The following is a 26,213-nucleotide window of genomic DNA, read 5'->3' as shown; positions in this document are numbered from 1 at the left end:
GGACTTTTCGGTCAGTTGAGTTCGGAGCGGGGGTCGAAGGCGTCGCGCAATCCGTCGCCGACGAAGTTGATGGCCAGCACGGTGATCACCAGGGCGGCGCCCGGGAACAGCCATTGCCAGGGGTACTGCTCCAGCACCACGGTGCTGCGGGCGGCGTTCAGCATGTTGCCCCAGCTCGCCTCCGGCGGCGGCACGCCGAGGCCGAGGAAGGACAGGCCGGCCTCGAGCAGGATGGCGGCGGCGATCTGCAGCGTGGCGTAGACGACCAGGATGTCGATCGAGTTGGGCAGGCCGTGCCGCCACAGCAGGTGGCCGAGACCGGCGCCCATGCCGCGCGACGCCACCACGAAGTCGCGCTCGCGCAGCTCCATCAGCCGGGCGCGCACCATGCGCGCCAGCACCGGCCAGGACAGCAGCGAGATGACGACGATGGTCGGCACGATGCCGGCGCCGGTGATCGAGGCCAGCACCAAGAGCGAGATCACGGGCGGCAGGGTCATGGCGAGGTCGACGAAGCGCATGATTGCCGCATCGGTGAAGCGCCCGGCCATGGCCGCGATCGAGCCGACCAGGAAGCCGATCACCACCGAGATCGCGACCGAGACCACGGCGACCAGCAGCGAGATGCGGCCGCCCTGCAGCACGCGGGCCAGGATGTCGCGGCCCACCCCGTCGGTGCCGAGCCAATGCGCGGCGCTGGGGCCCTTGTTGAGGGCCAGCAGGTCGATGTCGTTCGGCTTGTGACCCAGGATCAGCGGGTAGGCCACGATGAGCACCAGCATCGGCACCAGGACGGCGATGCCGGCCAGCGCCGCGCCGTTGGCGGCGAAGCGGCGGAAGGCACGGGCCAGCGGGCCGTTGCCGCCGCGGGGTCGGGAGGTTTCCGCGATCGCCATGTCAGGCCACCTGGATGCGCGGGTCGATCGCCGCATAGGCGATGTCGGTCAGCAGGTTGGCCAGGATCACGCAGGCGCCGACCACCAGCGTCGCGCCCATGATCACCGGATAGTCACGGGTCTCCACCGCATTGACCAGCAGCAGGCCCATGCCCGGCCAGTTGAAGACGCTTTCGAGGAAGATGGCGCCGCCGACGGCGATGCCGATGGTCGACCCGATCAGGGTCACGACCGGCAGCAGCGCGTTGCGCAGCGCATGCTTCACCACCACCCAGAACTCCTTCACCCCCTTGGCGCGGGCCGAGCGGACATAGTCCTGGTTCAGCACCTCCAGCAGCGAGGCACGCATGTAGCGCATGATCAGCGCGGCGTGGCCGATCGACAGCAGCAGCGCCGGCAGGATCAGGTGGCTGATAAGGTCGCCGAGCGAGAACGGCGCGCCGGGGGTCAGCATGCCGCCGGACGGCGCCCAGCGCAGCAGCACGGAGAAGACGTAGAGGCCGACCAGCGCGGTCAGGAAGGCCGGGCTGGAGATGCCGAGGAAGGCGGCGACCGACAGGCCGAGATCGGTCGCCGAGTTGCGCCGGACGGCGCCGATGATGCCGGCGCCGATCCCGGCCACGATGGCGATCGCCAGCCCCGTCCCCATCAGCAGCAGGGTCGGGCCGATCCGCTGCGCCACCAGGCCCAGCACGGTCTCGCCGTTGCGCTGCAGCGAGAAGCCGAGATCGCCGCGCAGCGCCCCGCCCAGCCAGGCCAGGTACTGCACCGGCAGCGGCTGGTCGAGGCCGAGACGGGCACGCACGGCGGCCATCTCCTCCTGCGACATCGCCACATTCGGGTTGATGTAGGCGTCGATCGGGTCGCCGGGCGCGAGCCGGAGCAGGATGAAGATCAGCAGGCTGAGGGCGATCAGCATGCCGACCCCGACCGCGAGGCGACGAAGGCAATAGTTCAGCATGTCCTGTCCCGGCGGGATGGCGCGGCCCGGCCGGCCGCGCCCCCTGCCCCATGGATGGATGTCAGTTCCCGAGCGCCCACTTCTCCGGATGGGCGGCGAAGGGGCCGCCGGCCGGAGCCGGGATCCAGACGAAATCCTTCAGCTTGGCTGAGGCGACGCCGTAGCGCTTGGCCACCCACATGGTGGCCCAGGGCAGGTTGGCGTTCATCGCCTTGCACACGGCCTGATAGCGCTCGGCCCGCTTGCTGTCGTCGGTCTCGTTCAGCGCGGCGTCGAAGGCGCCGGTGACCTCCGGCATGCGGATGCGCAGGAAGTTGGCGCCGGCCGGCGGGATCTGCTTCTCGTTCAGGCCGATGTTGATGGCGCTGGGGTCCGGCCCGTTCTGCAGCCCGGCATAGACCAGCGGGAACTGCGACCAGTCCGGGCTCTGGGCATAGATGGTGGCGTTGTAGGTCGGCGTGTCGACCGCCCGCGGCACCACGTTGATGCCGACCTGGCCCAGCATCGCCTGCACCGCGGCCAGCACGTTCGAGGCCAGCGGCGTGTTGTAGTAGGTCAGCAGCGGGATCGGCTTGTCGCCGTTGATCTTATCCCAGCCGGCCTCGGCCAGCAGCTGCTTCGCCTTCTCCGGATCATAGGCGTATGCGTCGAGGCCGGACGGCAGCAGATGGTCGGCGACATAGCCGCAATTGGCGATCTCGGCGGCGCCCTTGTAGAGGCTCTGCACGATCGCGTCGCGGTTGATGGCGTGCATCACCGCCTGGCGGACGCGGACGTCCTTCCACAGCGGCACCTCCTGGTTGAAGCCCAGGTAGTTGACGACGAAGGAGTTGCCCTCGATCACCTTGAAACCGTCATTGCCCTGGAAGGTCGCGACGTCGTCGGCCTCGACATAGCTGAAGGCGATCTCGCCGGAGCGCAGCGCCGCCACCGCCGCCGCAGTGTTGGCGAAGTAGCGGTTGATGATCCGGTCGGTCACCGGCTTGCCGCCGCGGTAGTCGGCATTGGCGGCCAGCTCGACATACTGGTCGGTGACGTAGCGCGAGAACTTGTACGGGCCGGTGCCGATCGGCGACTTCGACCACCATTCATGCTTGGCCAGCGTGTCCGACGGGATGTCCTTCAGCGCGTGCTGCGGCAGCATCATCAGCTGGGTCAGCGTCGCCAGCAGGCCGGCATTCGGCGCCGACAGCTTCAGCACCGCGGTCTTCGCGTCCGGCGTCTCGACCGAGGCGATGGCGCCGAGCCGGGCGGCGAAGACCGTGCCGGTGGCGCCGTTCTTCGCGGTGTCGATGGTGAACTTCACATCGGCCGAGGTGAAGGGCTGGCCGTCATGCCATTTCGCATCGGCCAGCTTGAAGGTGTATTGCAGCTTGTCGGCGCTGACCTCGTAGCTCGACGCCAGGTCGCCGACGATGCTCTCCAGCTTGTCGTCATTGATCACCAGCGGCTCGAAATACAGGCTGAGCCAGGTGAAGCCGCCGGTGGCAGCGAGCGGGTTGAAGTTGCCCTGAAAGCCGCCCGGCCCGACATCGAACCCGCCGGTGATCGTCGACGGCTCCTGCGCCAGAGCGGGGGCGCCCGGCGCCCAAGCCATGGCGGCGGCGAGCGCCAGCGCGGATGCCAGCATCCCGAATCTCATCATGTTCCTCCCTGTCAGTTTTCTGCTTTCGCGCCCTTCCGGGTCGCGAGGAGACGGGCGATCCCGTCATAGTGCTGGTCGAGCCGGCTGCGGGCCGCGGCCCCGTCGCGCGCCGCGATCGCCTGGTAGATCTCCTGGTGGTCCCGCCAAGTCGCCATCGGGTCGACATTGGCCAGGTTCACGAAGTCGGACGCCTTGTAGAAGGCCATCCAGAACACATCGATCAGGCTGGTCAGCATGCGGTTGTTCTGGCAGCGGAACAGCAGGTGGTGGAACTGCTGGTCCTCCTCGGCGAAGCTCTCGTTCCGCTCGGCCCGGCGGCGCATGCGCTCGACCGTGTCCTTCAGCTCCGCCAGGTCCGCCTCGCCGATCAGCTCGATGGTCTTGCCGATCAGCCCGACCTCGAGCACGCGGCGGATCTCCAGCACCTCCTCCACCTCGCGCAGCGCGCCGCCCAGGCCATAGGCCAGGTTGGCCAGCAGCGGCTCGAAGGAGAAGGCCTTCACGAACACGCCGATGCCACGCCGCGTCTCCAGGATGCCGAGCGATTCCAGCGCCTTGATCGCTTCGCGCACGGAGTTGCGGCTGACCCCGAGCTGCTGCGCCAGGTCGTTCTCCGGCGGCAGCGGCGCGCCGGGGGCGAGGGCGTTGTCGTCGATGTAGCTCTTCAGGCTCTCCTGCACCGAGACATGGAGCAGCGGCGGCCGGGCGAGCGGCTTGATCTCCTTCATCGGCAGCATCCCCGGATCAGCATGGCTTGATGGTTGCCGACTTGTAGGATATCTGTCAAGGCCATAAGCAAAGAGGGAGGATGGAATGGCCCGAGTGGCCTTGGCGGGCGTGGGGCATTGGCATGCGGGCATGCATCTGGAGGCGTCCCGGGCGGCAGGCGCCGAGGTGGTCGCCGCCTGGGATCGGGACCCCGCGGCTGCAGCCGGATTCGCCGCGAAGCACGGGGTTGCCCACCAGCCCACGGTCGCGGCGCTGATCGCGACGAAGCCCGACCTGACCGTGGTCATGGGCCGGCCGGACCAGGTGCCCGACCTGGCCCTGGCCTGCATCGAGGCCGGCCTGCCGATCATGCTGGAGAAGCCGGCCGCGGTGTCGACCGCCGCCCTCGAGCCGCTGGCCGAGGCGGCCCGCGGCCTGTTCGTCGCCGTCCCCCTGCCCAACCGCTGCGGCCCGATCTGGGTCGAGATCGAGGCGCTGAACGCCGCCGGCCGCCTCGGCCCGGTGTCGCACGCCCAGTTCCGGATCGTGAACGGCCCGCCGGAGCGCTACCGGCTGGACGGGGTGCCCTGGGTACTGGATCCGGCGATCGGCGGCGGCGGGGCGCTGCGCAATCTCGGCATCCACGGCATCGACGCCGCCCTCGCCCTGGCCGGGGGCGCCGACCTCGCTGTCATCTCGGCCTCGATCGACCGGCGCCTCTACGCCGAGGCGGTCGAAGAGTATGCGATCGTCACCCTGCGGGCCTCGGACGGCATGATCGCGACGGTCGAGGCCGGCTACACCTACGCCTCGATGGCACCGGGCGGCGACTTCGAATGGCGCGTCTCGGCCCGCGACGCCTATCTTGTCGACCGCGGCGACGCCTGCCGCGTCGCCACGCTGGACGACGGGCAGGTGCGCGACCTGGCGCCGATCCTGCCGGCGGACCGGTACAAGGCCTTCATGGCCGACACGCTGGACCGCCTGGCACGCGGCGCGGCGCCATCGGTCGGGATCACGGACTATCTGCAGGCCATGCGCCTGATCGACCGGGCTTACCAGGAGGCTGCAGCATGATCGGCATCGGCATCATCGGCGCGGGCTTTTTCGGTGCGATCCATGCGCGGGCCATCGCCGCCGTGCCGGGCGCGCGGGTCGCGGCGGCCTGCCGCCAGGACATCGACGCGGCCCGGGCCTTCGCGCGGGAGCATGGCGGCAACGCCCATAGCCACTGGCAGGCGCTGCTGGACGATCCGTCGGTCGACACGGTGCTGATCGCCACGCCGCACCATCTCCATGCCGAGATGGCGATCGCCGCGGCCCAGGCGGGCAAGCACATCCTGCTGGAGAAGCCGATGGCGCCGACCGTCGCCGAATGCGACGCGATCAACGCCGCGGTGGCCAAGGCCGGAATCCATCTGATGGTCGGCCACGTCCTGCATTTCGCCCTGCCCTGCCTCGCCGCGCGGGAGATCATCGCATCCGGCGATATCGGCCGTCCGGTCCTCGGCAGCAGCTGGCTGATCAAGCTGTGGATGGAGGGGAACCGCCAGCCCTGGCACCTGTCGCCCAAGACCGGCGGCGGCATGCTGCTGACCGCCGGGATCCACGCGCTCGACCGGCTGGTCTGGCTGATGGACGGCCCGGTGGCGTCGGTCTCGGCCATGGCCGGCACCCATTTCCACGACCAGGAGGCCGACGACACAGCGCTGATGCTGCTGCGCTTTGCCGACGGCCGGATCGGTCAGGTGGCGAGCGTCGGCTATCGTGACGGCGGCGTCGGCTTCGCCATGGACCTGGTCTGCGACGCCGGGGCGCTGCGCCTCGATTTCGACCAGGGCGTCGCGATCGGCCGGGGCGGCGCCTGGACCCCGGTGCCGAATTCGATCGAGCCGGACTGGGCGCAGCGCGCGGTCGAGCGCGAATGGCAGGCGATGCTGGCCCTGATCGATGGCACCGGACCAAATCCGGCGGATGGCGCCTATGCCCGGCATCTCATCGCTTGCATCGAGGCGGCCCGGCAGTCCGAACGGTCCCGCCGCGAAGTCGCGCTGTCAGCCGCCCCCTGACACGAATTCCTAATTCAGGATAGCTGTGTAAAATCTCAGATTCATCTTGTGAGATGTCACGTACAATGCCACGCTGCCGGGCATGTACGATCCGTCCTCGCCTTTCGCCCAGATCCGGGCACCCGGCGCCGAGCCGAAGGCGGCCTTCGCGCTGAAGCGGCTGCGCCGTGCCCTGATCGAATGCGAGCTGCCGCCGGATGCCGAGTGCTCGGAGCCTGAGCTCGCCAAGCGCTTCGGGCTGGGCCGCGCCGCCGTCCGCACCGCGCTCGTCACCCTGGCCGCCGAAGGGCTGGTCGCGGTCGAGCCGCGCCGCGGCTGGCGGGTGGCGCCGGTCACCGGCGCGCTGATCGGCGATGTTATCCGCGCCAGGAAGGCGATCGAGCCCGGCCTGGCCGACCTCCGGCTGCCGCCGGATGTCGCGGCCCGGCTGACCGCGATGACCCGCATGGGGGCTGCGCTGCAGGGGCGCGAGGATCGCCAGGCCCTGGTCACCTTGCGCGCCACCGACCGCCAGATCCTGGACCAGCTGGCCGCTCAGGCCGGCGGGCTGGTCGGAAGCTGGCTGGACCAGGCCTGGAACCAGGCGGACCGGATCGCCGCCTTCTTCGACCTCGCCGGACTGCACCACCGGCCGGTCGGGCGCGAGCCGCTGGTGGCGGCGCTCGCCGCGGGCGATGCGGCGACGGCGCGGCGCGAGATCGCGGCCGCGATCGCTTCCTTCCAGGACTTCGCCACCGACGCGCTGTTCTCCCTGCCCTCGTCCCTCGACGTGGCGGGAAGCGTCAGGCGTCAACGACAAACCAGGCCGACGGCGCGCGCGGCGCGACCGGACCGGCCGTCACAACAGGGGGACATCACATGACGCGCACCAAAACCGGATGGCTCGGCGCGGGCCTGGGTGTGGCGCTCGGGGCCATGATGCTGGCGGCGGCGCCCGCCATGGCCAAGGACCGGCTCACCGTCGACCTGGTGAACGAGCCGTCCTCGCTGGACCCGCAGCTGCAATGGAACCCGGACAGTTACTACGTCTACCGCAACGTCTTCGACAACCTGGTCACCCGCGACGACAAGGGCGAGATCGTCCCGCAGGTCGCGACATCCTGGAAATACCTCTCGGACACCGAGATCGAGTTCCAGATCCGCGACGACATCACCTTCCATGACGGGCAGAAGCTGACGGCCGAGGATGTCGCCTACAGCATCCGCCGCATCACCGACCCGAAATTCGCCAGTCCGCAGCTGGGCCAGTTCAACAAGATCACCGGCGCCGAGGCGACCGGCCCGGCCACGGTCCGGGTGAAGACCGACGGCCCCTACCCCGCCCTCCTTGCCCAGCTGGTGAAGCTGTCGGTCGTGCCGAAGCATGTGGTCGAGGCCGTGGGCAACGACGCCTTCAACCAGAAGCCGGTCGGCAGCGGCCCGTACAAATTCGAGGGCTGGCAGCGCGGCGTCGCCGTCACCCTGACCCGCAACGACGCCTATTGGGGGACGAAGGGGCCGTTCCAGACCGCGGTGTTCCGCGCCGTGCCGGACGCCGCGACCCGCGTGGCCGACCTGCAGGCCGGCACCGCCGATCTCGTCGTCACCCTCGACAGCGACCTGGCCGCGCAGATCCAGGGCTCGGACAAGGTCAAGCCGCTGGTGGTGCTGACCGAGCGCGTCGCCTATCTGCGGCTGAACCCGATGAACCCGCCCTTCGACAACCCGAAGCTGCGCCAGGCCGTGGCCTATGCCATCGACAAGCAGGGGCTGACCGAGGGCATCCTGGGCGGCTACGACAAGCCGGTGGCGGAGCTGCTGACCCCCGCCCATGTCGGCTGGACCGAGGGCATCGAGGGCTTCCCCTACGATCCGGAGAAGGCCAAGGCGCTGGTGGCCGAGGCCGGCGACGCGGCGAAGGTGGAGGCCGAGCTGTCCACCGCCCCGGTCTACGATCAGCGCATCGTCCAGGCAGTGCAGCAGCAGCTGACGGAGGTCGGCATCAACGTGAAGATCACGATGACCGACATGGCCAGCTACCTGAAGCGGTCGCAGGGCAAGCCGCAGGAAGGCGCGAGCATCACCTTCGGCCGCTGGTCCTGCGCCTGCCAGGATGCCGACGGCGTGCTGTTCCCCCTGCTGCACAGCAGCAGCGGCTGGTCGAACTACCGCAATGCCGAGGTCGACAAGCTGCTGGTCGAGGCGCGCTCGACCCTGGACCAGGCCACCCGCCTCGACCGCTACGCCAAGGTCAACGAGATCGTCGCCACCGAGGTGCCGGCGCTGCCGCTGTACCAGGCGGCGATCATCTACGGCGCGGCCAAGGGGCTGAACTGGCAGCCGACGCCGAATGAAAGCCTGTTCCTGAACCGCATGTCCTGGGCGGACTGACGATGGCGAGCAGATTCAAGGCCCGCCTGCTCGGCGTCGCGCTGGCACTGGTGGCGGTGCCGGCGCTCGCCGAGGCCAAGGACCGCTTCGTGGTCGACCTGGTCAACGAGCCGTCGACGCTGGACCCGCAGCTGCAGTGGAACCCGGACAGCTACTACGTCTACCGCAACATCTTCGACAACCTGGTCACCCGCGACGACAAGGGCGAGATCGTCCCGCAGGTTGCGACGGCCTGGAAGGTGCTGTCCGACACCCAGGTGGAGTTCGAGATCCGTGACGGCGTCACCTTCCATGACGGCAGCACGCTGACGCCGGAGGATGTCGCCTTCAGCGTCAGCCGGATCATCGACCCGAAGCTGGCCAGCCCGCAGCAGGGCCAATTCGACAAGATCGTGAAGGCCGAGGCGACCGGGCCGCACAACGTCGTGCTGACCCTCGCCGGCCCCTACCCCGCTTTGCTGGCGCAGCTGGTGAAGCTGTCGATCGTGCCGAAGCATGTGGTCGAGGCGGTGGGCAACGACGCCTTCAACCTGAAGCCGGTCGGCAGCGGGCCGTACAGGTTCGAAAGCTGGCAGCGCGGCGTTGCCGCCACTCTGACCCGCAACGACGCCTATTGGGGGACGAAGGGGCCGTTCGCGACCGCGGTGTTCCGCGCCGTCCCGGACGCCGCCACCCGGCTGGCCGACATCCAGGCCGGCAGCGCCGACCTGGCGGTGTCGCTCGATTCCGACCTGGCCGGCCAGCTCGAGGCCTCGGGCAAGGGCAAGCGGCTCTATACGCTGACCGAGCGTTTGGCTTATCTGCGCCTGAACCCAACCAGGCCGCCCTTCGACGATCTTCGGCTGCGCCAGGCCGTGGCCTACGCCGTCGACAAGGAGGGCATCACCGAGGGCATCCTCGGCGGCCTGGACAAGCCGATCGGCCAGATGCTGACGCCGGCGCATTTCGGCTGGTTCGACGACATCCCCGGACTGCCCTACGACCCGGACAAGGCCAAGGCCCTGGTCGCCGAGGCTGGCGGATCGCCGAAGGTCGAGATCGCCACCGGCGCCTTCTTCGACCAGCGCGTGGTCCAGGCGATCCAGCAGGAGCTGGCCGATGTCGGCTTCGACGCCAGCATCAAGCTGGTCGACACCCCGACCTTCCTGAAGCTGATCCAGCAGGGCGCGCAGGGCGGCCCCGCCCTGGCGGTCAGCCGGTCCTCCTGCGCCTGCCAGGATGCGGATGGGGCACTGTACCAGCTGTTCCATTCCGGCAATCCCTGGACGATCGTCGAGAACAAGGAGGTCGACGGCTGGCTGGACGACGCCCGGGCGACGCTGGACACGGACAAGCGGCTGACCGACTACCGCAAGGTCAGCACCTTCATCGCCAAGGAGATCCCGGTGGTGCCGCTGTTCCAGACGGTGGCGATCTACGGTGCCGCCAAGCCGCTGCAATGGACGCCGACGCCGAATGAGAGCCTGTTCCTGAACCGCATGTCATGGGCGGAATGACGGAGGATTGGCGCCCGGAATGACCGCCTTCCTGCTCCGCCGCCTGGGCCAGGCGTTGCTGACGATCTTCGGCGTCGCCACGCTGATCTTCTTCCTGCAGCGCCTGACCGGCGACCCGACCTATCTGCTGGTGCCGGACACCGCGACCCAGGCGGATATCGAGGCGCTGCGCCATGCGCTGGGCTTCGACCGGCCGCTCTGGGTGCAGTACCTGTCCTTCCTGGGCGACATCGCCCGCTTCGATCTCGGCAAATCCGTCGTTCAGAACGTGCCGGTCGCCGACATCATCGCCTCGCGCCTGCCCTACACGCTGGCGCTCGCGGCCGGGGCGCTGCTGGTCGCCTGCGGCATCGGCAATCCGGTCGGGGTGGCGCTGGCGCTGTGGCGCGACCGCTGGGTGGCCCGGATCCTGGCCGGGCTGGTGCTGGCGGCGCAGAGCATGCCGACCTTCTGGAGCGGCATCCTGATGATCCTGGTCTTCGCCGTGACGCTGGGCTGGCTGCCGCCCTCCTCCACCGGCGGGATCGACCATCTGGTGATGCCGTCGGTGGCGCTGGGCCTGCTCAGCATGGCGACCTTCGCCCGGGTGACGCGGACGGCCCTCCTGGAGGAGCTGTCGAAGGACTATGTCCGCAGCGCCCGCGCCCGCGGCGCCGCCACCGGCCGCCTGCTGCTGCGCCACCTGGCCCGCAACGCCTCGATCCCGGTGATCACGGTTGCCGGGCTCGAAATCTCGAACCTGCTGGCCGGCGCGGTGATCGTCGAGACGGTGTTCGCCTGGCCCGGGCTGGGGCAGCTGACGGTGCAGTCCATCCTGGCGCGCGACTTCCCGATCGTGCAGGGGGTGGTGCTGCTGGGGTCCTTCGTCACCGTCGCGCTGAACCTGCTGACCGATCTCCTCTACACCGTCGTGGACCCGCGCATCCGGCTGGGGAACGCACGATGAGCGCCGCCGTCGACACGTCTCCAGCCCCGGCCGCCAAGCGCAACCCGCTGCGACGTGCCGCGCCGTTCATCATCCTGCTGGCATTGTTCGCCCTGGCGGCCGTGCTGGCGCCGCTGGTCGCCCCCTATGACCCGAACGCCCAGAACCTGCTGGGCCGGCTGAAGCCGCCCGGCACAGTCGCCCGCAACGTGCACTACCTGCTGGGCAGCGACGAGCTCGGCCGCGACCTGCTGAGCCGCCTGGTCTGGGGTGCCCGGATCTCGCTTTTGGTTGCGGTGCTGTCGGTGCTGATCTCCGGCGTCGTCGGCACCGTGCTCGGCATGCTCGCCGGCTATCTGCGCGGCCCGGTCGAGATGGTGGTGATGCGGGTGGTCGACGTGTTCCTGTCGGTGCCGGCCATCCTGCTGGCGATCATCACCGTCGCGGTGGTCGGCCCCGGCCTGCTGAACGTCATCCTGGTGCTGGCCCTGACGCGCTGGCCGCGCTACGCCCGCGTCGCCTACGGCCAGACGCTGTCGATCGCCGGCCGGCCCTATGTCCGGCTGTCCGCCTTCATGGGCGCCGGGCCGCTGCGCGTGCTGTTCCGCCACATCCTGCCGAACATCCTGGGCGCCGTGACCGTGGTCGCGACGCTGGAGTTCGGGCTGATGGTGCTGTTCGAGGCCGGGCTGTCCTTCCTCGGCCTCGGCGTGCAGCCGCCGACCGCCAGCTGGGGCGCGATGCTGTCGACCGGGCGCAACTACGTCGCCACCGCCTGGTGGATCGCGACCTTCCCCGGCCTCTGCCTGTTCCTGCTGGTGCTCGCCGCCAACCTGATCGGCGATGCGCTGCGCGACCGTCTCGACCCCCACAGCCGATGAGGAACCCCATGAATATCCCACAGGATCTGAACGGCAAGCGCGTGGTGGTGACCGGCGCCTGCGGCGTGGTCGGCAGCTGGATCGCCGCCGCCTTCGCCGAGGCCGGCGCCAGGCTGTGCCTGACCGACACCTCGGAGCCCGACCTCGACCGCCTGGCCATGAACCTCAAGGGCGACCGCTTCGCCTATGCGGCTGATCTGCGCCAGGAGGCCGAGATCGACGGTCTGGCCGCGGAGATCGCCGTCCGCTGGGGCACCGCGGACATCCTGGTCAACAATGCCGGGGTCTATCCCAGCGGCTTCCTGCTCGACATCGATGTCGAGGAATGGGACCGGATCTTCGACGTCAACCTGCGCGCGCCCTTCCTGCTGACCCGGGCCCTGGCGAAGCAGATGATCGCCGCCAAGGTGCCGGGCAGCATCATCAACATCTCCTCCGGCGCGTCGCGCAAGATGCGGCGTACGGTGGTGCCCTACTGCGTCTCCAAGACCGCGCTGGACCGGCTGACCAAGGGCTTCGCGCTGGAGCTGGCAGAGTTCGGCATCCGGGTCAACGCGGTCGAGCCCGGCTTCATCGCCGGCAGCAAGGTCAGCCTGCTGACCGAGGAGCATGTCGAGGCCACCAGCGGGTCGATCCCGCTCGGCCGCCCCTCCTCCGCCGCCGATGTCGGCAACGCCGTGCTGTTCCTGGCCAGCGACGCCGCCGCCTACATGACCGGATCGACCATGACCGTCGACGGCGGCAACTCGATCGGGTCGATGGCCGTCTACCAGGCCAAGAAGTCGCCGCTGTAAGGAGGCACCGATGGTCCAGCCCTGGCCGCGCTACCAATGGCCGCAAGGCCGCGACAGCGCCTTCTGCTTCACCGTCGATGTCGACGCGGATTCGCCCTATCTCTGGCAGCAGCGGGCGCCGGAGGCGACGCGGTCGCTGGGTCAGCTGGAGCAGCGCCGCTTCGGCCCGCGCCTGGGGATCTGGCGGCTGCTGGACCTGGCTGACCGCTTCGGCATCAAGGGCAGCTTCTTCGTGCCCGGCGCGGTGGCCGAGGCCAACCCCGAGCTGTTGCCGGCCTTCCTGGAGCGCGGCCACGAGATCGGCCTGCATGGCTACTTCCACGAGATCGTGGCGCAGAGCAGCGACGCCGAGTTCACCGGCGCGCTGGAAGCGGCGATCGAGGTGTTCCGGCGCCAGACCGGCGCGGTGCCGAGGGGCTTCCGCTCCCCGGCCTGGGAGATGACGCCCCATATGCTGGCGGAGATCCGCCGGCACGGCTTCTGGGACAGCTCGCTGGCGGGCGCCGACCACCCCTATGAGATCGACGGCGTGGTCGAGGTGCCGGTGCAATGGGCGATCGACGACGCCGTTTTCTTCAAATTCTCCGGCGGCGGCACCGACCAGTGGCCGCCCGAGGCGCCGGGGCCGATCCTGGAGGGCTGGCTGGACGAGTGGGAAGGGCTGCGCCGCCTGAACGGCCTGTTCATGCTGACGGTCCATGACTGGATCTCCGGCCGCGCCCAGCGGCTGCGCCTGCTGGAGCGCCTGTTGGAGCGGGTCACCGCCGCACCCGGCGTCTGGATCGCCACGGTCGGAGAGGTCGCGGCGTATCACGCCGGCTCGGCCAATGCCGGGCGCTTCGTCGCCGCCTCCGCCATCCCCGGCCCGGTCGAGCCGCGCCGCTTCGGGCGCACGGCATGACCGTGGATAGCCGCAAGACCGAGATCCGCAGCCGCCACGGCCTGGTCGCGGCCCAGCATCGCTATGCGGCCGAGGCCGGCGCGGCGGTGCTGGCCCGCGGCGGCAACGCCATGGATGCGGCGGTGGTGGCGGCGCTGGTGCTGAGCGTGGTCGAGCCCTGGCTCTCCGGCATCGGCGGCGGCGGCTTCCTGCTGCATGCCGATGGCGCCACCGGCGCGGTCTCGGCGCTGGACTTCAACGTCCGGGCCCCCGCGGCGCTGGACCCGGCCGACTATCCGCTGGCCGGGGCCGACACCGGCAACTGGTTCCAGTGGCCGTCGGTGGTGGAGGACCGCAACCTGATCGGCGGCCCCTCGATCTGCGTCCCTGGCGCGATCGCCGGCCTGGCCGCGGCGCTGGAGCGCTTCGGCAGCATCGGCTGGGCCGAGGCGCTGGACCCCGCCATCGACCATGCCGAGCGGGGGCTGGAGATCGACTGGTACGCCGCCTTCTGCCTCTCGATCGAAGCCGCGGCCCTGGCCCGCTTCGCGCCGACCGCCGCGCTGTTGCTGGAGGACGGCGAGGCGCCCAAGGCGGCCGAGGGCAAGCACCGCCCGATGCCGGCCAAGGCCCGGATGCTGCGGCGCCTGGCCCGCGACGGCGCCCGCGACTTCTATGAGGGCGAGACCGCACGCCACCTGGCGGCCGACCTGGCCGCGGCCGGATCCTGCATCACCGCCGCCGACCTCGCCGCCTATCGGCCGCGCTGGGCCGAGCCGCTGCGAGGCCGCTATCGCGATTGTCAGGTCTGGGCCATGCCTGGGCTGAGCGGCGGCCCCAGCCTGCTGGAAGCGCTGGAGCTGCTGGCCCCGCGCGCAGCCTGGGGCGAGCGGCCGGATGCACGCGCGGCGCTGGCCTATGCGCGGGCGGCGCGCGAGGCCTATCGCCGTCGGCTGACCGGCATGGGCCATGCCGGCCTCTCCCGCGACCCCGGCTGCACCAGCCATGTCAGCGTGGTCGACGCGCAGGGCAACATGGTGTCGCTGACCAACACCCTTTTGTCCCGCTTCGGGTCGAAGGTGGTGCTGCCCCGGGCCGGCATCCTGATGAACAACGGCATGATGTGGTTCGACCCGCGGCCGGGCCAGCCGAACTCCATGGCCAGGGGCGCCCAGCCGCTGGCCAATATGTGCCCGCTGATCCTGGGCCGCGACGGCCGGCCGGAGCTGGCGATCGGGGCCGCCGGCGGCCGGTCGATCTTCCCGGCACTGCTGCAGCTGATCTCCTATGTCGTCGATTACGGCATGACGCTGGAGGCGGCGTTCCACACGCCGCGGGTCGATGCCAGCACCCCGACCATCAAGGTGAATGCGGCCGCGGCGCCGGATGTCGCCGCCACGGTGGCGCGCGACTTCCCGGTCCAGATCGTCGAGGACACGCTGTATCCGGTGAACTTCGCCATCGCCTCCGCCGCCGCGTGCGATCCGGCGACAGGCGAGACGGTCGGCATGGCGCACCCGACCAGCCCCTGGTCCGGCGTCGCTGTCGGAGGGCCAGATGCCGGCTGAAGCCCTGCCCCTTCTCGCCATCGACGGGCTGCGCGTCGCCATCGGCGGCCGGTCCGTGGTCGATGGCGTGTCGCTGTCGATCGGCCGCGGCGAAGTGCTGGCCCTGGTCGGCGAAAGCGGTTGCGGCAAGAGCCTGACCGCCCTGTCGGTGCTGCGCCTGCTGCCCGCCGCCGCGCGCATCGCCGGCGGCACCGTCGCCATGGACGGCACCGACCTCCTGGCCCTCGACGAGGCCGCGCTGCGCGACCTGCGCGGCAACCGGGTGTCGGTGATCTTCCAGGAGCCGGTGGCGTCGCTGAACCCACTGGTCCGGGTCGGCGACCAGGTGGCGGAGAGCCTGCGGCTGCATCGCGGCGCCTCGGCCGCCGCCGCCCGCACCGAGGCCGTCGCCATGCTGGCGCGGGTCGGCATCGCCGATCCGGAGCGGCGGGCCGGGCAGTTCCCGTTCGAGCTGTCGGGCGGCATGTGCCAGCGGGTGATGATCGCCTCGGCCCTGATCTGCCGGCCGGAGATCCTGATCGCCGACGAGCCGACCACGGCGCTGGACGTCACCATCCAGGCCCAGATCCTGGACCTGCTGAAGACCCTGCGGGCCGAGGCCGGCAGCGCCATCCTGCTGATCACCCACGATATGGGCGTGGTCGCCGACATGGCCGACCGGGTGGCGGTGATGTATGGCGGCACGGTGGTCGAGACCGGGCCGGTCGACGCCATCTTCGATGCCCCGGCCCACCCCTACACCAGGCTGCTGCTGGCGACCGTGCCGCGCCTCGACGGCCCGCGCCGGCAGGAGCTGAAGACCATCGCCGGCGCGGTGCCGGACGCGGCCAGCTGGCCGCAGGGCTGCCGCTTCCGCACCCGCTGCCCGCTGGCCGATGAGCGCTGCGCCGAGACGCCCCCGCTGGAACCGGCGAAGGGCGCTGGCCTCCATGGACAGGCTGGTGCCACCCCCTCACCCGAAATCGCCGACGCGATTTCGACCTCTCCCCGGGGGAGAGGTGAAGAAACCCTCTCCCTCGGGGAGAGGGAGGGGCCCGGCGCGCAGCGACGGGAGGGTGAGGGGGAGCAGGCCTCTCCATCGCGAGCCAATCCGGCAATGGACCATCTGGCCGCGTGCTGGCACAGCGATCGCGTCGGGGAGCTGGCATGACCGGAGCCCCACTCCTCTCGGTCCGCGACCTGGCGGTGCATTTCCCGGTCCGCGGCGCCGCCAAGGGCGCCGTGGTCAAGGCGGTCGACGGCATTTCGCTGGAGCTCGAGGCCGGCCGCACCCTGGCGCTGGTCGGCGAAAGCGGCTGCGGCAAGTCGACCACCGGCTACGCCATCCTGGGGCTGGAGCCGGCGACGCGCGGCACCGTCGCCTTCGAGGGCCGCGACGTCACCCATGCCGCCCCGGCCGAGCGCCGCGCCTTGGCCGGCGCCATGCAGATCGTGTTCCAGGACCCGAGCGCCGCGCTGGATCCGAAGATGCGGATCGACGCCAGCATTGCCGAGCCGCTGGCGATCCGCGGCACGCCGGGCGCCGAGCGGCGGCGGCGCGTGGCGGAGCTGCTGGACCTGGTCGGCCTGCCGGCCGGCTACGCCCAGCGCTATCCCAACGAGCTGTCGGGCGGGCAGCGCCAGCGGGTGGTGATCGCCCGCGCCTTGGCGCTGTCGCCGAAGCTGCTGGTCTGCGACGAGCCGGTCTCGGCGCTCGACGTCTCGATCCGCTCGCAGATCCTGAACCTGCTGGTGCGGCTGCAGGACCGTTTGGGCCTGGCCTATCTCTTCATCAGCCACGACCTGTCGGTGGTTCGCCACATCGCCGACCGGGTGGCGGTGATGTATCTCGGCACCATCGTCGAGCAGGGCGACACCGACGCCGTCTTCGCGGCGCCGCGCCACCCCTATACCGAGGCGCTGCTGTCGGCGATCCCGCTGCCCGACCCGCGAGCCCAGCGGCAGCGCCGCAAGATCATCCTGTCCGGCGACCTGCCCAGCCCGCTGGCGGCGCCCGCCGGCTGCCCCTTCGTCAGCCGCTGCCCGATCCGGGTCGCGGATTGCGCCGCCATCCGCCCCGCCCTCCGCCCGGCCGATGGCGGCACCGAGGCCGCCTGCCTGGTCCGGACGGGGTGACGGCGGCGTGGTGCCCCGGACCTACAGCATGCCCGGCACCACCAGCGCCAGCCAGGCCAGCAGCGGGCCGACCACCACGACGATGGCGCTGTAGATCAGCATCTGCCGGAAGAAGGCGTCGCGGTCGACGCCATGGGCGTTGGCCACCACCAGCGCGCCATTGGTCGAGAACGGGCTGACATCGACGATGGTGGTCGAGATCGCGATCGCCGCCACCATGCCGGGCACGCCGAGATGGCCCTGCATCAAGAGCGGCACGGCCAGCGGGATGGTGGCGCCCAGCACCGCGACCGACGAGGCGAAGGCCGAGACCACCCCGGCGACGTAGCACAGCAGCAGCGCGCCCAGGAGCGGCGCCGCCATGGTCGAGACGCCGCCGCCGACATAGTCGACCGCGCCGGTCTTCTGCAGCACGCCGATATAGGTGATGACGCCGCCGATCAGCAGCACGGTCGACCAGCTGATCTTGTCGACCGCGCCCTTCTGCCCGCGCGGGCACAGCAGCGCCAGGACCACGGCGACGCTCATCGCCACCAGCCCGACATTCAGGCTGAAGGCCAGCGAAGCGACGGCCAGCACCACCAGCCCGGCCAGGGTCAGCGCCTGCTCGCGGTCGAGCGCGACGTGATGGTCCTCGCCCTCGCGATGCACGGCCCCCGGCCGCGGGTTGGCCGGACGTGCCGGCGTGCCGCCATGGCCGCGGACCGGGACCGAGGCGCCGGCCGGCACGGCGTCGACCAGGCCCTCGAAATCCTCGGCCGGGCGGCGCACCGGCAGCCGGTGGCCGCCGAACAGGAAGAAGATCACCAGCGCCACGGCGGCGTTGAAGGCCAGGCTGGACAGGAACAGCACGATCTCGTCGCCCGGCAGCCCGGCGTTCTTCACCACCTGGTTGGTGATGCCGCCATAGATGCTGATCGGGGAGAAGCCACCGCCCTGGGCGCCGTGCACCACCATCAGCCCCATCAGCATCGGATGGATCTTGTAGCGGGCGGCGAAGCGCAGCGCGATCGGCGCGATGATCGCCACGGCACCGGGGCTGACCGCGCCGATGGCGGTCAGCACGGCGGAGACCGCAAACATCACCCAGGGGATCACCGAGATGCGGCCGCCGACCAGGCGCACGGCGTAATGCACCAGCCAGTCGACCGTGCCGTTGTTCTGGGCGATGGCGAAGAGATAGGTGATGCCGACCAGGGTGACGAACAGGTCGCCCGGGAAGCCGGCCAGGATCTGCGTCGCCGACATGCCGGCGAAGGCGCCGCCGACCAGGAAGGCCATGGCGAAGCCGAGGGCGCCCATGTTGATCGGCAGGGCGGTGGCGATGACGAACATCACCACCAGCCCGATGATGGATGCGATCTGCGCAGACACGCGTTTCCCCTCCTGTCTTTGTCGTTTTGCGGCGGTATCGTCCCGGCGACGTCAGCCCGGCCGGTCCGGCTCCAATGTCAGGAAGCGCGCCAGGGCGCTGCCGGCATTCAGCATGTGCTCGCGCATGGCAAAGGCGGCCTCGTCCGGGTCGCCGCGGGTCATCGCCCGCAGGATCCGGCCATGCTCCTCGCGCGAATGGACCAGGCGGTTGGGATAGCGCAGCTGGGTCCGGCGGAACGGCAGCAACCGGGCGCGCAGCTGCAGCGCATGCTCGACCAGGAAGGCATTGTGGGTGGCCCGGTAGATGCCTTCGTGGAAGGCCAGGTTGAAGGCGTCGTAGCCGGGGATGTCGCCGGATTGCAGCAGCGCCTCGGACTCCTCGTGCAGCTCGACCAGCCGGCCGCGCTCCAGCGCCGTCATCCGGTTGGTCGCCATCCGCGCGCACATCGCCTCGATCTCGGCCGTGACCTCGAACATCTCGGACAGGGTCTCGATCGTCATCGGCAGCACGACGATGCCGCGGCGCGGCCGGATCTCGACCAGCCCGGCGGCGGCCAGCTGGCGTACCGCGTCCCGCACCGGCGTGCGCGATGCGCCATAGATCTCGGCCAGCTGTGCCTCGTCCAGCACCGTCCCGGGGGGCATGCGGCCGGTTGAAATCTCGTCGGTCAGCGCCAGTCGGATCCGCTCCGACAGCGAGCCGCGGTCATCGACGGGCGTATCCAGAGGGGCCATGGAGCGAGCCTCCCGTGCACATTGATTGGTTTTAATGGCACGAACGTATTCCAAGATCTTGCCAGATGCAATCTCTGTATTCATATTCGACGATAGAATCGATACGTGTATACGCCACCTGCGGAGAGACCGATGCAAGCCGCACGGACCTGGTCGACGCTGCCCGCCCGCAAGGCGAGACGCCTGCAGCGCGCCGCCGCCTTCGCCGACGGTGCGGTGCTGAAGCCGGAACGGATCGGCGACGCGCTGACGGCGCTGATCGAGCCGGGCGACCGCGTCGCGCTGGAGGGCGACAACCAGAAGCAGGCCGACTTCCTGTCCCGGTCCCTGGCCGGGCTCGATCCCGCCAAGGTCCACGACCTGCACCTGCTGATCTCGACCCTCGGCCGGCGCGAGCATCTCGACCTGTTCGAGCGCGGCATCGCCCGCAAGGTCGACTTCTCCTTCGCCGGGCCGCAGAGCCTGCGCGTGGCGCAGCTCCTGGAGGACGGCAAGCTCGAGATCGGCGCGATCTACACCTATGTCGAACTCTACGCCCGGATGTTCGTCGACCTGACGCCGCAGGTGGCGCTGGTCTGCGCCGAGAAGGCGGACCGGCACGGCAACCTCTACACCGGCGCCAACACCGAGGACACGCCGACCATCGTCGAGGCCACGGCCTTCCGGCACGGCGTGGTGGTGGCTCAGGTCAATGAGATCGTGGACGAGCTGCCGCGGGTCGACATCCCGGCCTCCTGGGTGGATTTCGTGGTCGAGGCCGACCGGCCCTTCGCGGTCGAGCCGCTGTTCACCCGCGACCCGCGCCATATCGGCGAGCTGCAGATCCTGATGGGGATGATGATCATCCGCGGGATCTACGAGCGGCACGGCGTCACCTCCCTCAACCACGGCATCGGCTTCGACACCGCGGCGGTGGAGCTGCTGCTGCCGACCTATGGCGAGAGCCTGGGGCTGAGAGGGAAGATCTGCCGCAACTGGGCGCTGAACCCGCATCCGACGCTGATCCCGGCGATCGAGAGCGGCTGGGTCGAGAGCGTCCACTGCTTCGGCAGCGAGGTCGGGATGGAGGACTACATCCGCGCCCGGCCGGACATCTTCTTCGTCGGCCGCGACGGCAGCCTGCGGTCGAACCGCGTGTTCTGCCAGTTGGCCGGGCAATACGGTGTCGACCTGTTCATCGGCTCGACCCTGCAGATGGATGCGGACGGCAACTCCTCCACCGTCACCCTCGGCAGGCTGGCCGGCTTCGGCGGCGCCCCGAATATGGGCCACGACCCGCGCGGCCGCCGCCACGCCAGCGACGCCTGGCTCAGCCTGATGACCTCCAAGGCGCCGGTCGCCCGCGGCCGCAAGCTGGTGGTGCAGACGGTCGAGACCTTCAAGTCGGGCGGCGTGCCGGCCTTCGTCGAGACGCTCGACGCGGTCGAGGTCGGCCGCAACAGCGGCATGCCGGTCGCCCCGGTGATGATCTATGGCGACGACGTCTCCCATGTCGTGACCGAGGAGGGCATCGCCTATCTCTACAAGGCCGAGGGCGGCGAGGAACGGCGCGCCGCCATCGCCGCCGTGGCCGGCGCCACCGAGATCGGCCGGCGGGCGGAGGCGAAGCGGACCGCCGACCTGCGGGCCCGCGGCATCGTCGCCTATCCCGAGGATCTCGGCGTCAGCCGGCTGCAGGCGAACCGCTCGCTGCTGGCGGCGCGCTCGATCGACGACCTGGTGGACTGGTCCGGCGGGCTGTACCGCCCCCCCGCCCGGTTCCGCAGCTGGTGACCGGCGATGGGCAAGATCGACACTTTCACACTGAGTCCCCCCTCCCCTCGCGGGCTATCGGATTCACAGATCTCAGGGTGCTGTCAAATTGCCTCTCCCGCTTGCGGGAGAGGCCGGGCTCGCGCAGCGAAACCGGGTGAGGGCGACGCGGCCGCGACGCCAGGACCGCTGTTTCAGGGCCGGCCGGATCATGCGCTCGCTCGTGGCAAAGCAGCACTTTCGGCGAAACCGCTATACCCTCACCCGGACATCCTTCGGATGTCCGACCTCTCCCGCAAGCGGGAGAGGCAATTGGTTCACAGCTCCGCCGTTGGTATCGACGATCGATGTGTGAAAGCCGTGGCCGCGAGGGGAGGGGGGACTAGAAAGGAGAATCCTCCAGCCGTTATCACCTCCGACACCCTCGCCGACCTCGCCGCCTGGGCGCTGGTCGAGGAGGCCGAGCTGACCCCGAAGCCCGGCCTGGTCGACCGGCGCGGCCCCGGCGCCCATCGCGACCTGGACCTGGAGATTCTGCGCCGCAGCGCCTGGGCCCTGCGCCCGGCCTTCCACGCCATGGCCGAGGCCGCCCGGGGCCGCGCGCCGGACCAGGCGCTACGCGAGGAGCTTGCTGCGATCGGCCGCGTCGGCGAGATCCACATGATGGCGGCGACCGGCGGCAGCAACGCCCATCGCGGCGCGATCTGGGCGCTGGGGTTGCTGCTGGCCGGGGCGGCGATCGCCGGCCCGGCCGGCGCCCGCCACATCGCCGCGGTGGCCGCCGCGATCGCGCGCTGGCCCGACCGGTTCGCGCCGCAGTCCGCGAGCAACGGCGAGCAGGCGCTGCAGGCGCATGGCGCCGCCGGCGCCCGCGGCGAGGCCCGGGCCGGCTTCCCGCATGTCGTCGCCGTCGCCCTCCCCGCCCTGAGCGCCAGCCGCGCCGCCGGGGCGACGGAGACCGAGGCCCGGCTGGACGCGCTGCTGGCGGTGATGGCATCGCTGGACGACACCTGCCTGCTGCATCGCGGCGGCCGCCCGGCGCTGGCGGCGGCGCAATCCGGCGCCCGCGCCGTGCTGGCCGCCGGCGGCACCGCCAGCACGGCCGGCCGTGCGGCGCTGCAGGCGCTCGACGCCGATCTCCTCGCCCGCTGGGTGTCGCCCGGCGGCTCGGCGGACCTGCTGGCCGCCGCCCTGTTCCTCGACCGCATCGACCGGAGCTTCGTCCCATGGAACGCCTGAGCTTCGATTACCCCGCGACCACGCCCGTGCCGAAGCGCGTCCATGTCGGCGTCGTCGGCTCCGGCAATCTCGAGGTGCTGATCGAGCCCTCGCCGGACGGCCAGGCCCATTTCCGCGTCACCACCAGCGTCGATGGCTACGGCGCGGTCTGGCGGGCAGTGCTGGATCGCTTCATCGCCCGCCACGGCGTCGCCGCCTCGGTCGAGATCAATGATTTCGGCGCCACGCCGGGCATGGTGGCGCTGCGCCTGGAGCAGGCGGTGGAGGCGACGAAGTCATGAACGCCATCGCAAGCCGCAACAGCTTCATCGAGCTGACCGCCCGCGACCGCGCCGGCGCCCTGCTGGACGACGGCAGCGTCCGTGAGATCCTCGGGCCATTCGACCGGCTGGTCTCGCCCTGGCTGCCGCTGCAGGGCATCCCGACCCAGTCCGATGACGGGGTGGTGCTGGCCCGCGGCCGGATCGACGGCCAGCCGGCCGTCGTCGCCGCGATCGAGAGCGCCTATCAGGGCGGCAGCATGGGCGAGGTCGCCGGCGCCAAGATCGCCGGGGCGCTGGAGCGGGCGCTGGCCGACCATGAGCGCGGCATCCCGACCCGGCCGGTGATCCTGTTCGAGACCGGCGGCGTGCGGCTGCAGGAGGCCAATCTGGGCCTCGCCGCCATCGCCGAGATCCAGGCCGGCATCCTGGCGCTGCGGCCGCATGTGCCGGTGGTCGGGGTGATCTGCGGCATGGTCGGCTGCTTCGGCGGCATGTCGCTGGCGGCGGCGCTGTGCAGCACGCTGATCGTCACCCGGCAGGCCCGGCTCGGCATGAACGGGCCGGAGGTGATCGAGCAGGAGGCGGGGATCGAGGAGCTGGACTCCTCCGACCGCAAGCTGATCTGGAGCCTGATCGGCGGCGAGCAGCGCCGGGACGCCGGCTTCGTCGACGCACTGGTCGCGGATGATGCCGCGGCAATCACCGAGGCCGTGCGCGCCGCCTTCGCCGCCGGCGTGACGGGGACCTATCGCAGCGGCGCGGTCGAGCTGTACCGGGCGAGGCTGGCGGCGATCGACCCCGCCGCGCCGCCGACGCCAGAAACGCTGAGAGCCCTGTGGGGCGAGGAGAGCGTGTCATGAGCACGACAGCATCATCCGACAGCCGGGGCCGGATCTGGCTCTCGGCCCTGGCCGGGACGGGAACTGCGGTCGAGGGCACGTCGACCGTGCTGGCCGCCGATGCGCCGCTGGGCGGCGAGCCCGCGCGCTTCATCGCGGTGGTGCCCGACCCGGCCAACCGCTTCCCGCGAGCCCGGCACGGCGAGGTCGGGCTGGACGAGGGTTGGGGCCTGGCCGCGGCGGTCCGCGCCGTGATCGAGGCCGACCAGGGCGGCGCTCCCCGCCCGATCATCGCGGTGGTCGACGTGACCAGCCAGGCCTATGGCCGGCAGGAGGAGATGCTGGGCATCCACCTCGCCTGCGCCGCGGCGGCCGACGCCTACGCGACTGCCCGGCTGGCCGGCCATCCGGTGGTGGCGCTCCTGGTCGGCAAGGCGATGTCCGGTGCCTTCCTGGCCCATGGCTACCAGGCCAACCGCATCCTGGCGCTGGCCGATGACGGCGTGCTGGTCCACGCCATGGGCCGGGAGGCCGCGGCGCGCGTCACCCGCCGCACGGTCGCCGAGCTCGACCGGCTGGGCGAGCAGGTTCCGCCGATGGCCTATGGCATCCGCGCCTATGCCGGGCTCGGCCTGCTGCACCGTCTGATCGAGGGTGTGTCGGCGGAGGCGCCGGGCGGCGCGGATGTCGAGAGGGTGCGGGCCGAGCTGGCGGCGGCGGTGGCCGATATCCGGGCCTCAGGCGACCGCTACCTGTCCTCCCGCCTGGCCTCGCCCGAGGCACGGCAGGCCCGGTCCGCCTCGATCGAGGTGCGCCGCCGGCTTGCAGAGCAATGGGACGCCGAGTGAGATGAGCGAAGGCGGGAGCAGCGCCTGGATTAATGAGTCCCCCCTCCCCTCGCGGGAGGGGGATAGGGGGAGGGGGTTCTCTCCGCTCGCTCCACAACTGGACGAGTCGGCCCGGCGGTTGCCTTCCCATTCGCGCGCGGACGCGCGCAGCCCCCTCCCCCTACCCCCCTCCCGCAAGGGGAGGGGGGACAAAAACGAGAAGAGCTCCGTCTGGCTTGCAGGACTGTTCCAACCGCACGACCTCTTGCGGGTCGACCCTGCAGCCCTCACCGAACTGGCCCGGGGCCTGCCCGGTTGGGCCGCGGCGTCGCTGGCGGCGGTGCCGTGGGTGGTGGCGCGCCGGGCATTGGCCTGCGACGGCCTGCTGCCGGTCGGCATCCGCGGGCACGGCCGTTCCGAACGCTGCGCGGCCTGGCTGCCGCCGGCCGCGATCGTCGAGTGCCGCACGCCGGAGGATCTGGCTGCGGCCCGAGCCTGGCGTCAGTCCGAGATCCCGGCACTGGCGGCTCTCGACGCCGTCGCCACCCTCCTCGCCGGATCGGACTGGGGTCCGGCCGGCAGTGTCGGCTTCGAGCTCGCCACCGGGCATCCGACGACACGTCCGGACAGCGATCTGGACATCGTCCTGCGTGCGCCGCGCCGGATGAGCCCGGCCGAGGCCTGCCGTCTGCTCGCGGCCCTCGCGGTGCTGCGGGTCCGGGTCGACATGGCGGTGGAGACCCCGCTCGGCGCCTGCAGCCTGGCCGAGATCGCCGCGGGTGGCCCCGTCGTGGTCAAAGCCCCCACCGGGCCGCGGCTGGTCCGCGATCCCTGGACCGAGCCGGCATGAGCCTCGCCTTCCTGTTCCCGGGCCAGGGGGCGCAGAGCCCCGGCTTTCTGCACCGGCTGCCGGACCACCCGGCCGTCGCAGCGACGCTGCAGGAGGCCAGCGCGGTGCTGGGGCGGGAGGTCCTGGAGCTGGACGAAGCCTCCGCCCTGCAATCGACGGTGGCGGTGCAGATCGGCCTGCTCGTCGCCGGCGCCGCCACCGCGCGCGCCCTGGCGGCGGAAGGCGTCGCCCCAGCCATGGTCGCCGGGCTCTCGGTCGGGTCTTTCGCCGCCGCGGTGACGGCGGGCGCCCTCACCTTCCCCGACGCGCTGCGCCTGGTCGATCGCCGGGCGCGGCTGATGGAGCAGGCCTGCCCGGCCGGATTCGGCATGGTCGCGGTGACCGGGCTGACGCAGCGCCGGGTCGAGACGATCGTCGCCGCGGCAGGTCCGCTTCTCTACCTCGCCAATCTCAACGGGCCGGCGGAGTTCGTGCTGAGCGGCGCCGATCCCGCGCTGGACCGCGCGATCGACGCCGCACAGCAGGCCGGCGCGCGGCGGGCGGAGCGGCTGGCCGTGGCCGTGCCGTCCCATTGTCCGCTGATGGACGACGCCGCGGCGGCCCTGACGGCGACAGTCGAGTCGGTGCCTGTCGCGGCGCCCCGCATCGCCATGGTCGGCAACCGGAGGGCCCGGGTTCTGCGCGATGTCGCCGCAGTGCGGGAGGAGCTGGCGACCAACCTGGCCCATCCGGTGCGCTGGTCCGACAGCGTCACCCTGATGGCGGAGCATGGCGCCACCACCTTCCTGGAGATGCCGCCCGGCACGGTCCTGACCCGGCTGGCCGCAGCGGAATTCCCCGACCTGGCCTACCGGGACATGGAGAGCCTGTCGCTGGCGGGCGCCCGGGCCTTCGCCGCCCGCGCCGGAGACCGGTGAGAGCCGGAGGACGCCCGTCCTTCCAACTGCCTCCGTCTTGATCACATCGTCGGGTCGTGCCTGTCTCCTGGTCACGCCGGCTGCCGGTGCGCTCCGCCGGCCGGCGAAT

Annotated in this window: 25 protein-coding genes; 19 read left to right on the top strand and 6 right to left on the bottom strand. The window is 71.0% G+C overall.

All coding sequences use genetic code 11. The annotated features are described in order from the left end of the window. Positions 1-11: 11 nt before the first annotated feature. From FFK22_RS01300 to FFK22_RS01285, 4 genes are all read right to left on the bottom strand, one after another. Positions 12-896, bottom strand: coding sequence for an ABC transporter permease (locus tag FFK22_RS01300; protein ID WP_138886502.1), 885 nt, complete (start codon positions 894-896; stop codon positions 12-14). Position 897: 1 nt separating this feature from the next. Then, complete coding sequence (locus tag FFK22_RS01295) at positions 898-1,857, bottom strand: ABC transporter permease (RefSeq protein WP_138886503.1); 960 nt, start codon at positions 1,855-1,857, stop codon at positions 898-900. Between the two features lie 61 nt (positions 1,858-1,918). Beyond that, entirely contained in the window at positions 1,919-3,487 is a 1,569-nt protein-coding gene (locus FFK22_RS01290) for an ABC transporter substrate-binding protein (RefSeq protein WP_221938307.1), read from the bottom strand. 26 nt (positions 3,488-3,513) lie between these two features. Beyond that, positions 3,514-4,230 carry a FadR/GntR family transcriptional regulator gene (locus FFK22_RS01285; RefSeq protein WP_186002245.1) on the bottom strand — a complete coding sequence of 239 codons (717 nt, stop codon included), beginning with the start codon at positions 4,228-4,230 and terminating at the stop codon, positions 3,514-3,516. Between the two features lie 85 nt (positions 4,231-4,315). Between FFK22_RS01285 and FFK22_RS01280 the strand changes: the two genes are divergently transcribed. The 12 genes from FFK22_RS01280 (at position 4,316) to FFK22_RS01225 (ending at position 17,308) form a co-directional block, all read left to right on the top strand. Next, on the top strand, positions 4,316-5,287 hold the full coding sequence (locus FFK22_RS01280; protein WP_138886505.1) for a Gfo/Idh/MocA family protein: 972 nt from the start codon (positions 4,316-4,318) through the stop codon (positions 5,285-5,287). Beyond that, positions 5,284-6,279, top strand: a complete 996-nt coding sequence (locus tag FFK22_RS01275) for a Gfo/Idh/MocA family protein (RefSeq protein ID WP_138886506.1) — start codon at positions 5,284-5,286, stop codon at positions 6,277-6,279. The genes FFK22_RS01280 and FFK22_RS01275 overlap by 4 nt, the downstream gene beginning before the upstream one ends. Positions 6,280-6,361: 82 nt before the next feature. Further along, a complete protein-coding gene (locus tag FFK22_RS01270) occupies positions 6,362-7,141 on the top strand; it encodes a GntR family transcriptional regulator (RefSeq protein WP_138886507.1) in 780 nt (259 codons plus the stop codon). Further along, positions 7,138-8,649 (top strand): ABC transporter substrate-binding protein, encoded by a 1,512-nt coding sequence (locus FFK22_RS01265; RefSeq protein WP_138886508.1) that lies wholly within the window; start codon positions 7,138-7,140, stop codon positions 8,647-8,649. Before FFK22_RS01270 ends, FFK22_RS01265 begins: the two co-directional genes overlap by 4 nt. A 2-nt stretch (positions 8,650-8,651) precedes the next feature. After that, positions 8,652-10,145, top strand: a complete 1,494-nt coding sequence (locus FFK22_RS01260; RefSeq protein WP_138886509.1) for an ABC transporter substrate-binding protein — start codon at positions 8,652-8,654, stop codon at positions 10,143-10,145. A 19-nt stretch (positions 10,146-10,164) separates the two neighbouring features. Continuing rightward, the gene (locus tag FFK22_RS01255; RefSeq protein ID WP_138886510.1) at positions 10,165-11,091 is read left to right on the top strand and encodes an ABC transporter permease; all 927 of its coding nucleotides are present in this window, start codon (positions 10,165-10,167) and stop codon (positions 11,089-11,091) included. Further along, the gene (locus FFK22_RS01250) at positions 11,088-11,951 is read left to right on the top strand and encodes an ABC transporter permease (RefSeq protein WP_138886511.1); all 864 of its coding nucleotides are present in this window, start codon (positions 11,088-11,090) and stop codon (positions 11,949-11,951) included. Before FFK22_RS01255 ends, FFK22_RS01250 begins: the two co-directional genes overlap by 4 nt. 8 nt (positions 11,952-11,959) lie before the next feature. Beyond that, on the top strand, positions 11,960-12,745 hold the full coding sequence (locus FFK22_RS01245; protein ID WP_138886512.1) for an SDR family NAD(P)-dependent oxidoreductase: 786 nt from the start codon (positions 11,960-11,962) through the stop codon (positions 12,743-12,745). 10 nt (positions 12,746-12,755) lie between these two features. Continuing rightward, the gene (locus FFK22_RS01240; protein ID WP_138886513.1) at positions 12,756-13,646 is read left to right on the top strand and encodes a polysaccharide deacetylase family protein; all 891 of its coding nucleotides are present in this window, start codon (positions 12,756-12,758) and stop codon (positions 13,644-13,646) included. Continuing rightward, positions 13,643-15,193: a gamma-glutamyltransferase gene (locus tag FFK22_RS01235; RefSeq protein WP_138886514.1), complete on the top strand. Its 1,551-nt coding sequence runs from the start codon at positions 13,643-13,645 to the stop codon at positions 15,191-15,193. Before FFK22_RS01240 ends, FFK22_RS01235 begins: the two co-directional genes overlap by 4 nt. Beyond that, the gene (locus tag FFK22_RS01230) at positions 15,183-16,343 is read left to right on the top strand and encodes an ABC transporter ATP-binding protein (RefSeq protein ID WP_138886515.1); all 1,161 of its coding nucleotides are present in this window, start codon (positions 15,183-15,185) and stop codon (positions 16,341-16,343) included. The genes FFK22_RS01235 and FFK22_RS01230 overlap by 11 nt, the downstream gene beginning before the upstream one ends. Then, a complete protein-coding gene (locus tag FFK22_RS01225) occupies positions 16,340-17,308 on the top strand; it encodes an ABC transporter ATP-binding protein (protein ID WP_138886516.1) in 969 nt (322 codons plus the stop codon). Before FFK22_RS01230 ends, FFK22_RS01225 begins: the two co-directional genes overlap by 4 nt. A gap of 21 nt (positions 17,309-17,329) precedes the next feature. Here the strand turns inward: FFK22_RS01225 and FFK22_RS01220 are convergent, their stop codons facing one another. Continuing rightward, complete coding sequence (locus tag FFK22_RS01220; protein WP_138886517.1) at positions 17,330-18,682, bottom strand: SLC13 family permease; 1,353 nt, start codon at positions 18,680-18,682, stop codon at positions 17,330-17,332. Positions 18,683-18,733: 51 nt separating this feature from the next. Beyond that, positions 18,734-19,417, bottom strand: coding sequence for a GntR family transcriptional regulator (locus tag FFK22_RS01215; RefSeq protein ID WP_138886518.1), 684 nt, complete (start codon positions 19,415-19,417; stop codon positions 18,734-18,736). 132 nt (positions 19,418-19,549) lie between these two features. Here FFK22_RS01215 and mdcA point away from each other — a divergent pair, with 132 nt between their 5' ends. The 7 genes from mdcA to mdcH all read left to right on the top strand — a co-directional run bounded on the left by mdcA (position 19,550) and on the right by mdcH (position 26,104). Further along, the gene (gene mdcA, locus FFK22_RS01210) at positions 19,550-21,190 is read left to right on the top strand and encodes a malonate decarboxylase subunit alpha (protein WP_138886519.1); all 1,641 of its coding nucleotides are present in this window, start codon (positions 19,550-19,552) and stop codon (positions 21,188-21,190) included. A gap of 330 nt (positions 21,191-21,520) precedes the next feature. Beyond that, complete coding sequence (locus FFK22_RS01205) at positions 21,521-22,408, top strand: triphosphoribosyl-dephospho-CoA synthase (RefSeq protein WP_221938306.1); 888 nt, start codon at positions 21,521-21,523, stop codon at positions 22,406-22,408. After that, on the top strand, positions 22,396-22,689 hold the full coding sequence (locus FFK22_RS44290) for a malonate decarboxylase subunit delta (protein WP_138886521.1): 294 nt from the start codon (positions 22,396-22,398) through the stop codon (positions 22,687-22,689). Before FFK22_RS01205 ends, FFK22_RS44290 begins: the two co-directional genes overlap by 13 nt. Further along, positions 22,686-23,531 (top strand): biotin-independent malonate decarboxylase subunit beta, encoded by an 846-nt coding sequence (locus tag FFK22_RS01195; RefSeq protein ID WP_138886522.1) that lies wholly within the window; start codon positions 22,686-22,688, stop codon positions 23,529-23,531. The genes FFK22_RS44290 and FFK22_RS01195 overlap by 4 nt, the downstream gene beginning before the upstream one ends. After that, on the top strand, positions 23,528-24,358 hold the full coding sequence (mdcE, locus tag FFK22_RS01190; RefSeq protein WP_138886523.1) for a biotin-independent malonate decarboxylase subunit gamma: 831 nt from the start codon (positions 23,528-23,530) through the stop codon (positions 24,356-24,358). The genes FFK22_RS01195 and mdcE overlap by 4 nt, the downstream gene beginning before the upstream one ends. A 1-nt stretch (position 24,359) precedes the next feature. Then, a complete protein-coding gene (locus FFK22_RS01185) occupies positions 24,360-25,187 on the top strand; it encodes a malonate decarboxylase holo-ACP synthase (protein ID WP_138886524.1) in 828 nt (275 codons plus the stop codon). Beyond that, positions 25,184-26,104 (top strand): malonate decarboxylase subunit epsilon, encoded by a 921-nt coding sequence (gene mdcH / locus FFK22_RS01180; protein ID WP_138886525.1) that lies wholly within the window; start codon positions 25,184-25,186, stop codon positions 26,102-26,104. The genes FFK22_RS01185 and mdcH overlap by 4 nt, the downstream gene beginning before the upstream one ends. Positions 26,105-26,213: the final 109 nt, after the last annotated feature.

This window comes from Mycobacterium sp. KBS0706, assembly GCF_005938675.2.
In the GTDB taxonomy this organism is placed as follows: domain Bacteria; phylum Pseudomonadota; class Alphaproteobacteria; order DSM-16000; family Inquilinaceae; genus Inquilinus.
This window is presented reverse-complemented; position numbering and strand designations above follow the sequence as displayed.

Excerpts from the sequence above, each read along its gene's own strand:
- FFK22_RS01225 (WP_138886516.1), top strand. The coding sequence starts at position 16,340 with ATGACCGGAGCCCCACTCCTCTCGGTCCGCGACCTGGCGGTGCATTTC.
- FFK22_RS01280 (WP_138886505.1), top strand. The coding sequence starts at position 4,316 with ATGGCCCGAGTGGCCTTGGCGGGCGTGGGGCATTGGCATGCGGGCATG.
- FFK22_RS01255 (WP_138886510.1), top strand. The coding sequence starts at position 10,165 with ATGACCGCCTTCCTGCTCCGCCGCCTGGGCCAGGCGTTGCTGACGATC.
- FFK22_RS01250 (WP_138886511.1), top strand. The coding sequence starts at position 11,088 with ATGAGCGCCGCCGTCGACACGTCTCCAGCCCCGGCCGCCAAGCGCAAC.
- FFK22_RS01290 (WP_221938307.1), bottom strand. The coding sequence starts at position 3,487 with ATGCTGGCATCCGCGCTGGCGCTCGCCGCCGCCATGGCTTGGGCGCCG.
- FFK22_RS01285 (WP_186002245.1), bottom strand. The coding sequence starts at position 4,230 with ATGAAGGAGATCAAGCCGCTCGCCCGGCCGCCGCTGCTCCATGTCTCG.
- FFK22_RS01265 (WP_138886508.1), top strand. The coding sequence starts at position 7,138 with ATGACGCGCACCAAAACCGGATGGCTCGGCGCGGGCCTGGGTGTGGCG.
- FFK22_RS01215 (WP_138886518.1), bottom strand. The coding sequence starts at position 19,417 with ATGGCCCCTCTGGATACGCCCGTCGATGACCGCGGCTCGCTGTCGGAG.
- FFK22_RS44290 (WP_138886521.1), top strand. The coding sequence starts at position 22,396 with ATGGAACGCCTGAGCTTCGATTACCCCGCGACCACGCCCGTGCCGAAG.
- mdcA (WP_138886519.1), top strand. The coding sequence starts at position 19,550 with ATGCAAGCCGCACGGACCTGGTCGACGCTGCCCGCCCGCAAGGCGAGA.
- FFK22_RS01235 (WP_138886514.1), top strand. The coding sequence starts at position 13,643 with ATGACCGTGGATAGCCGCAAGACCGAGATCCGCAGCCGCCACGGCCTG.
- FFK22_RS01195 (WP_138886522.1), top strand. The coding sequence starts at position 22,686 with ATGAACGCCATCGCAAGCCGCAACAGCTTCATCGAGCTGACCGCCCGC.
- FFK22_RS01260 (WP_138886509.1), top strand. The coding sequence starts at position 8,652 with ATGGCGAGCAGATTCAAGGCCCGCCTGCTCGGCGTCGCGCTGGCACTG.
- FFK22_RS01270 (WP_138886507.1), top strand. The coding sequence starts at position 6,362 with ATGTACGATCCGTCCTCGCCTTTCGCCCAGATCCGGGCACCCGGCGCC.
- FFK22_RS01230 (WP_138886515.1), top strand. The coding sequence starts at position 15,183 with ATGCCGGCTGAAGCCCTGCCCCTTCTCGCCATCGACGGGCTGCGCGTC.
- FFK22_RS01245 (WP_138886512.1), top strand. The coding sequence starts at position 11,960 with ATGAATATCCCACAGGATCTGAACGGCAAGCGCGTGGTGGTGACCGGC.
- FFK22_RS01240 (WP_138886513.1), top strand. The coding sequence starts at position 12,756 with ATGGTCCAGCCCTGGCCGCGCTACCAATGGCCGCAAGGCCGCGACAGC.
- mdcH (WP_138886525.1), top strand. The coding sequence starts at position 25,184 with ATGAGCCTCGCCTTCCTGTTCCCGGGCCAGGGGGCGCAGAGCCCCGGC.
- FFK22_RS01300 (WP_138886502.1), bottom strand. The coding sequence starts at position 896 with ATGGCGATCGCGGAAACCTCCCGACCCCGCGGCGGCAACGGCCCGCTG.
- mdcE (WP_138886523.1), top strand. The coding sequence starts at position 23,528 with ATGAGCACGACAGCATCATCCGACAGCCGGGGCCGGATCTGGCTCTCG.
- FFK22_RS01275 (WP_138886506.1), top strand. The coding sequence starts at position 5,284 with ATGATCGGCATCGGCATCATCGGCGCGGGCTTTTTCGGTGCGATCCAT.
- FFK22_RS01185 (WP_138886524.1), top strand. The coding sequence starts at position 24,360 with ATGAGCGAAGGCGGGAGCAGCGCCTGGATTAATGAGTCCCCCCTCCCC.
- FFK22_RS01295 (WP_138886503.1), bottom strand. The coding sequence starts at position 1,857 with ATGCTGAACTATTGCCTTCGTCGCCTCGCGGTCGGGGTCGGCATGCTG.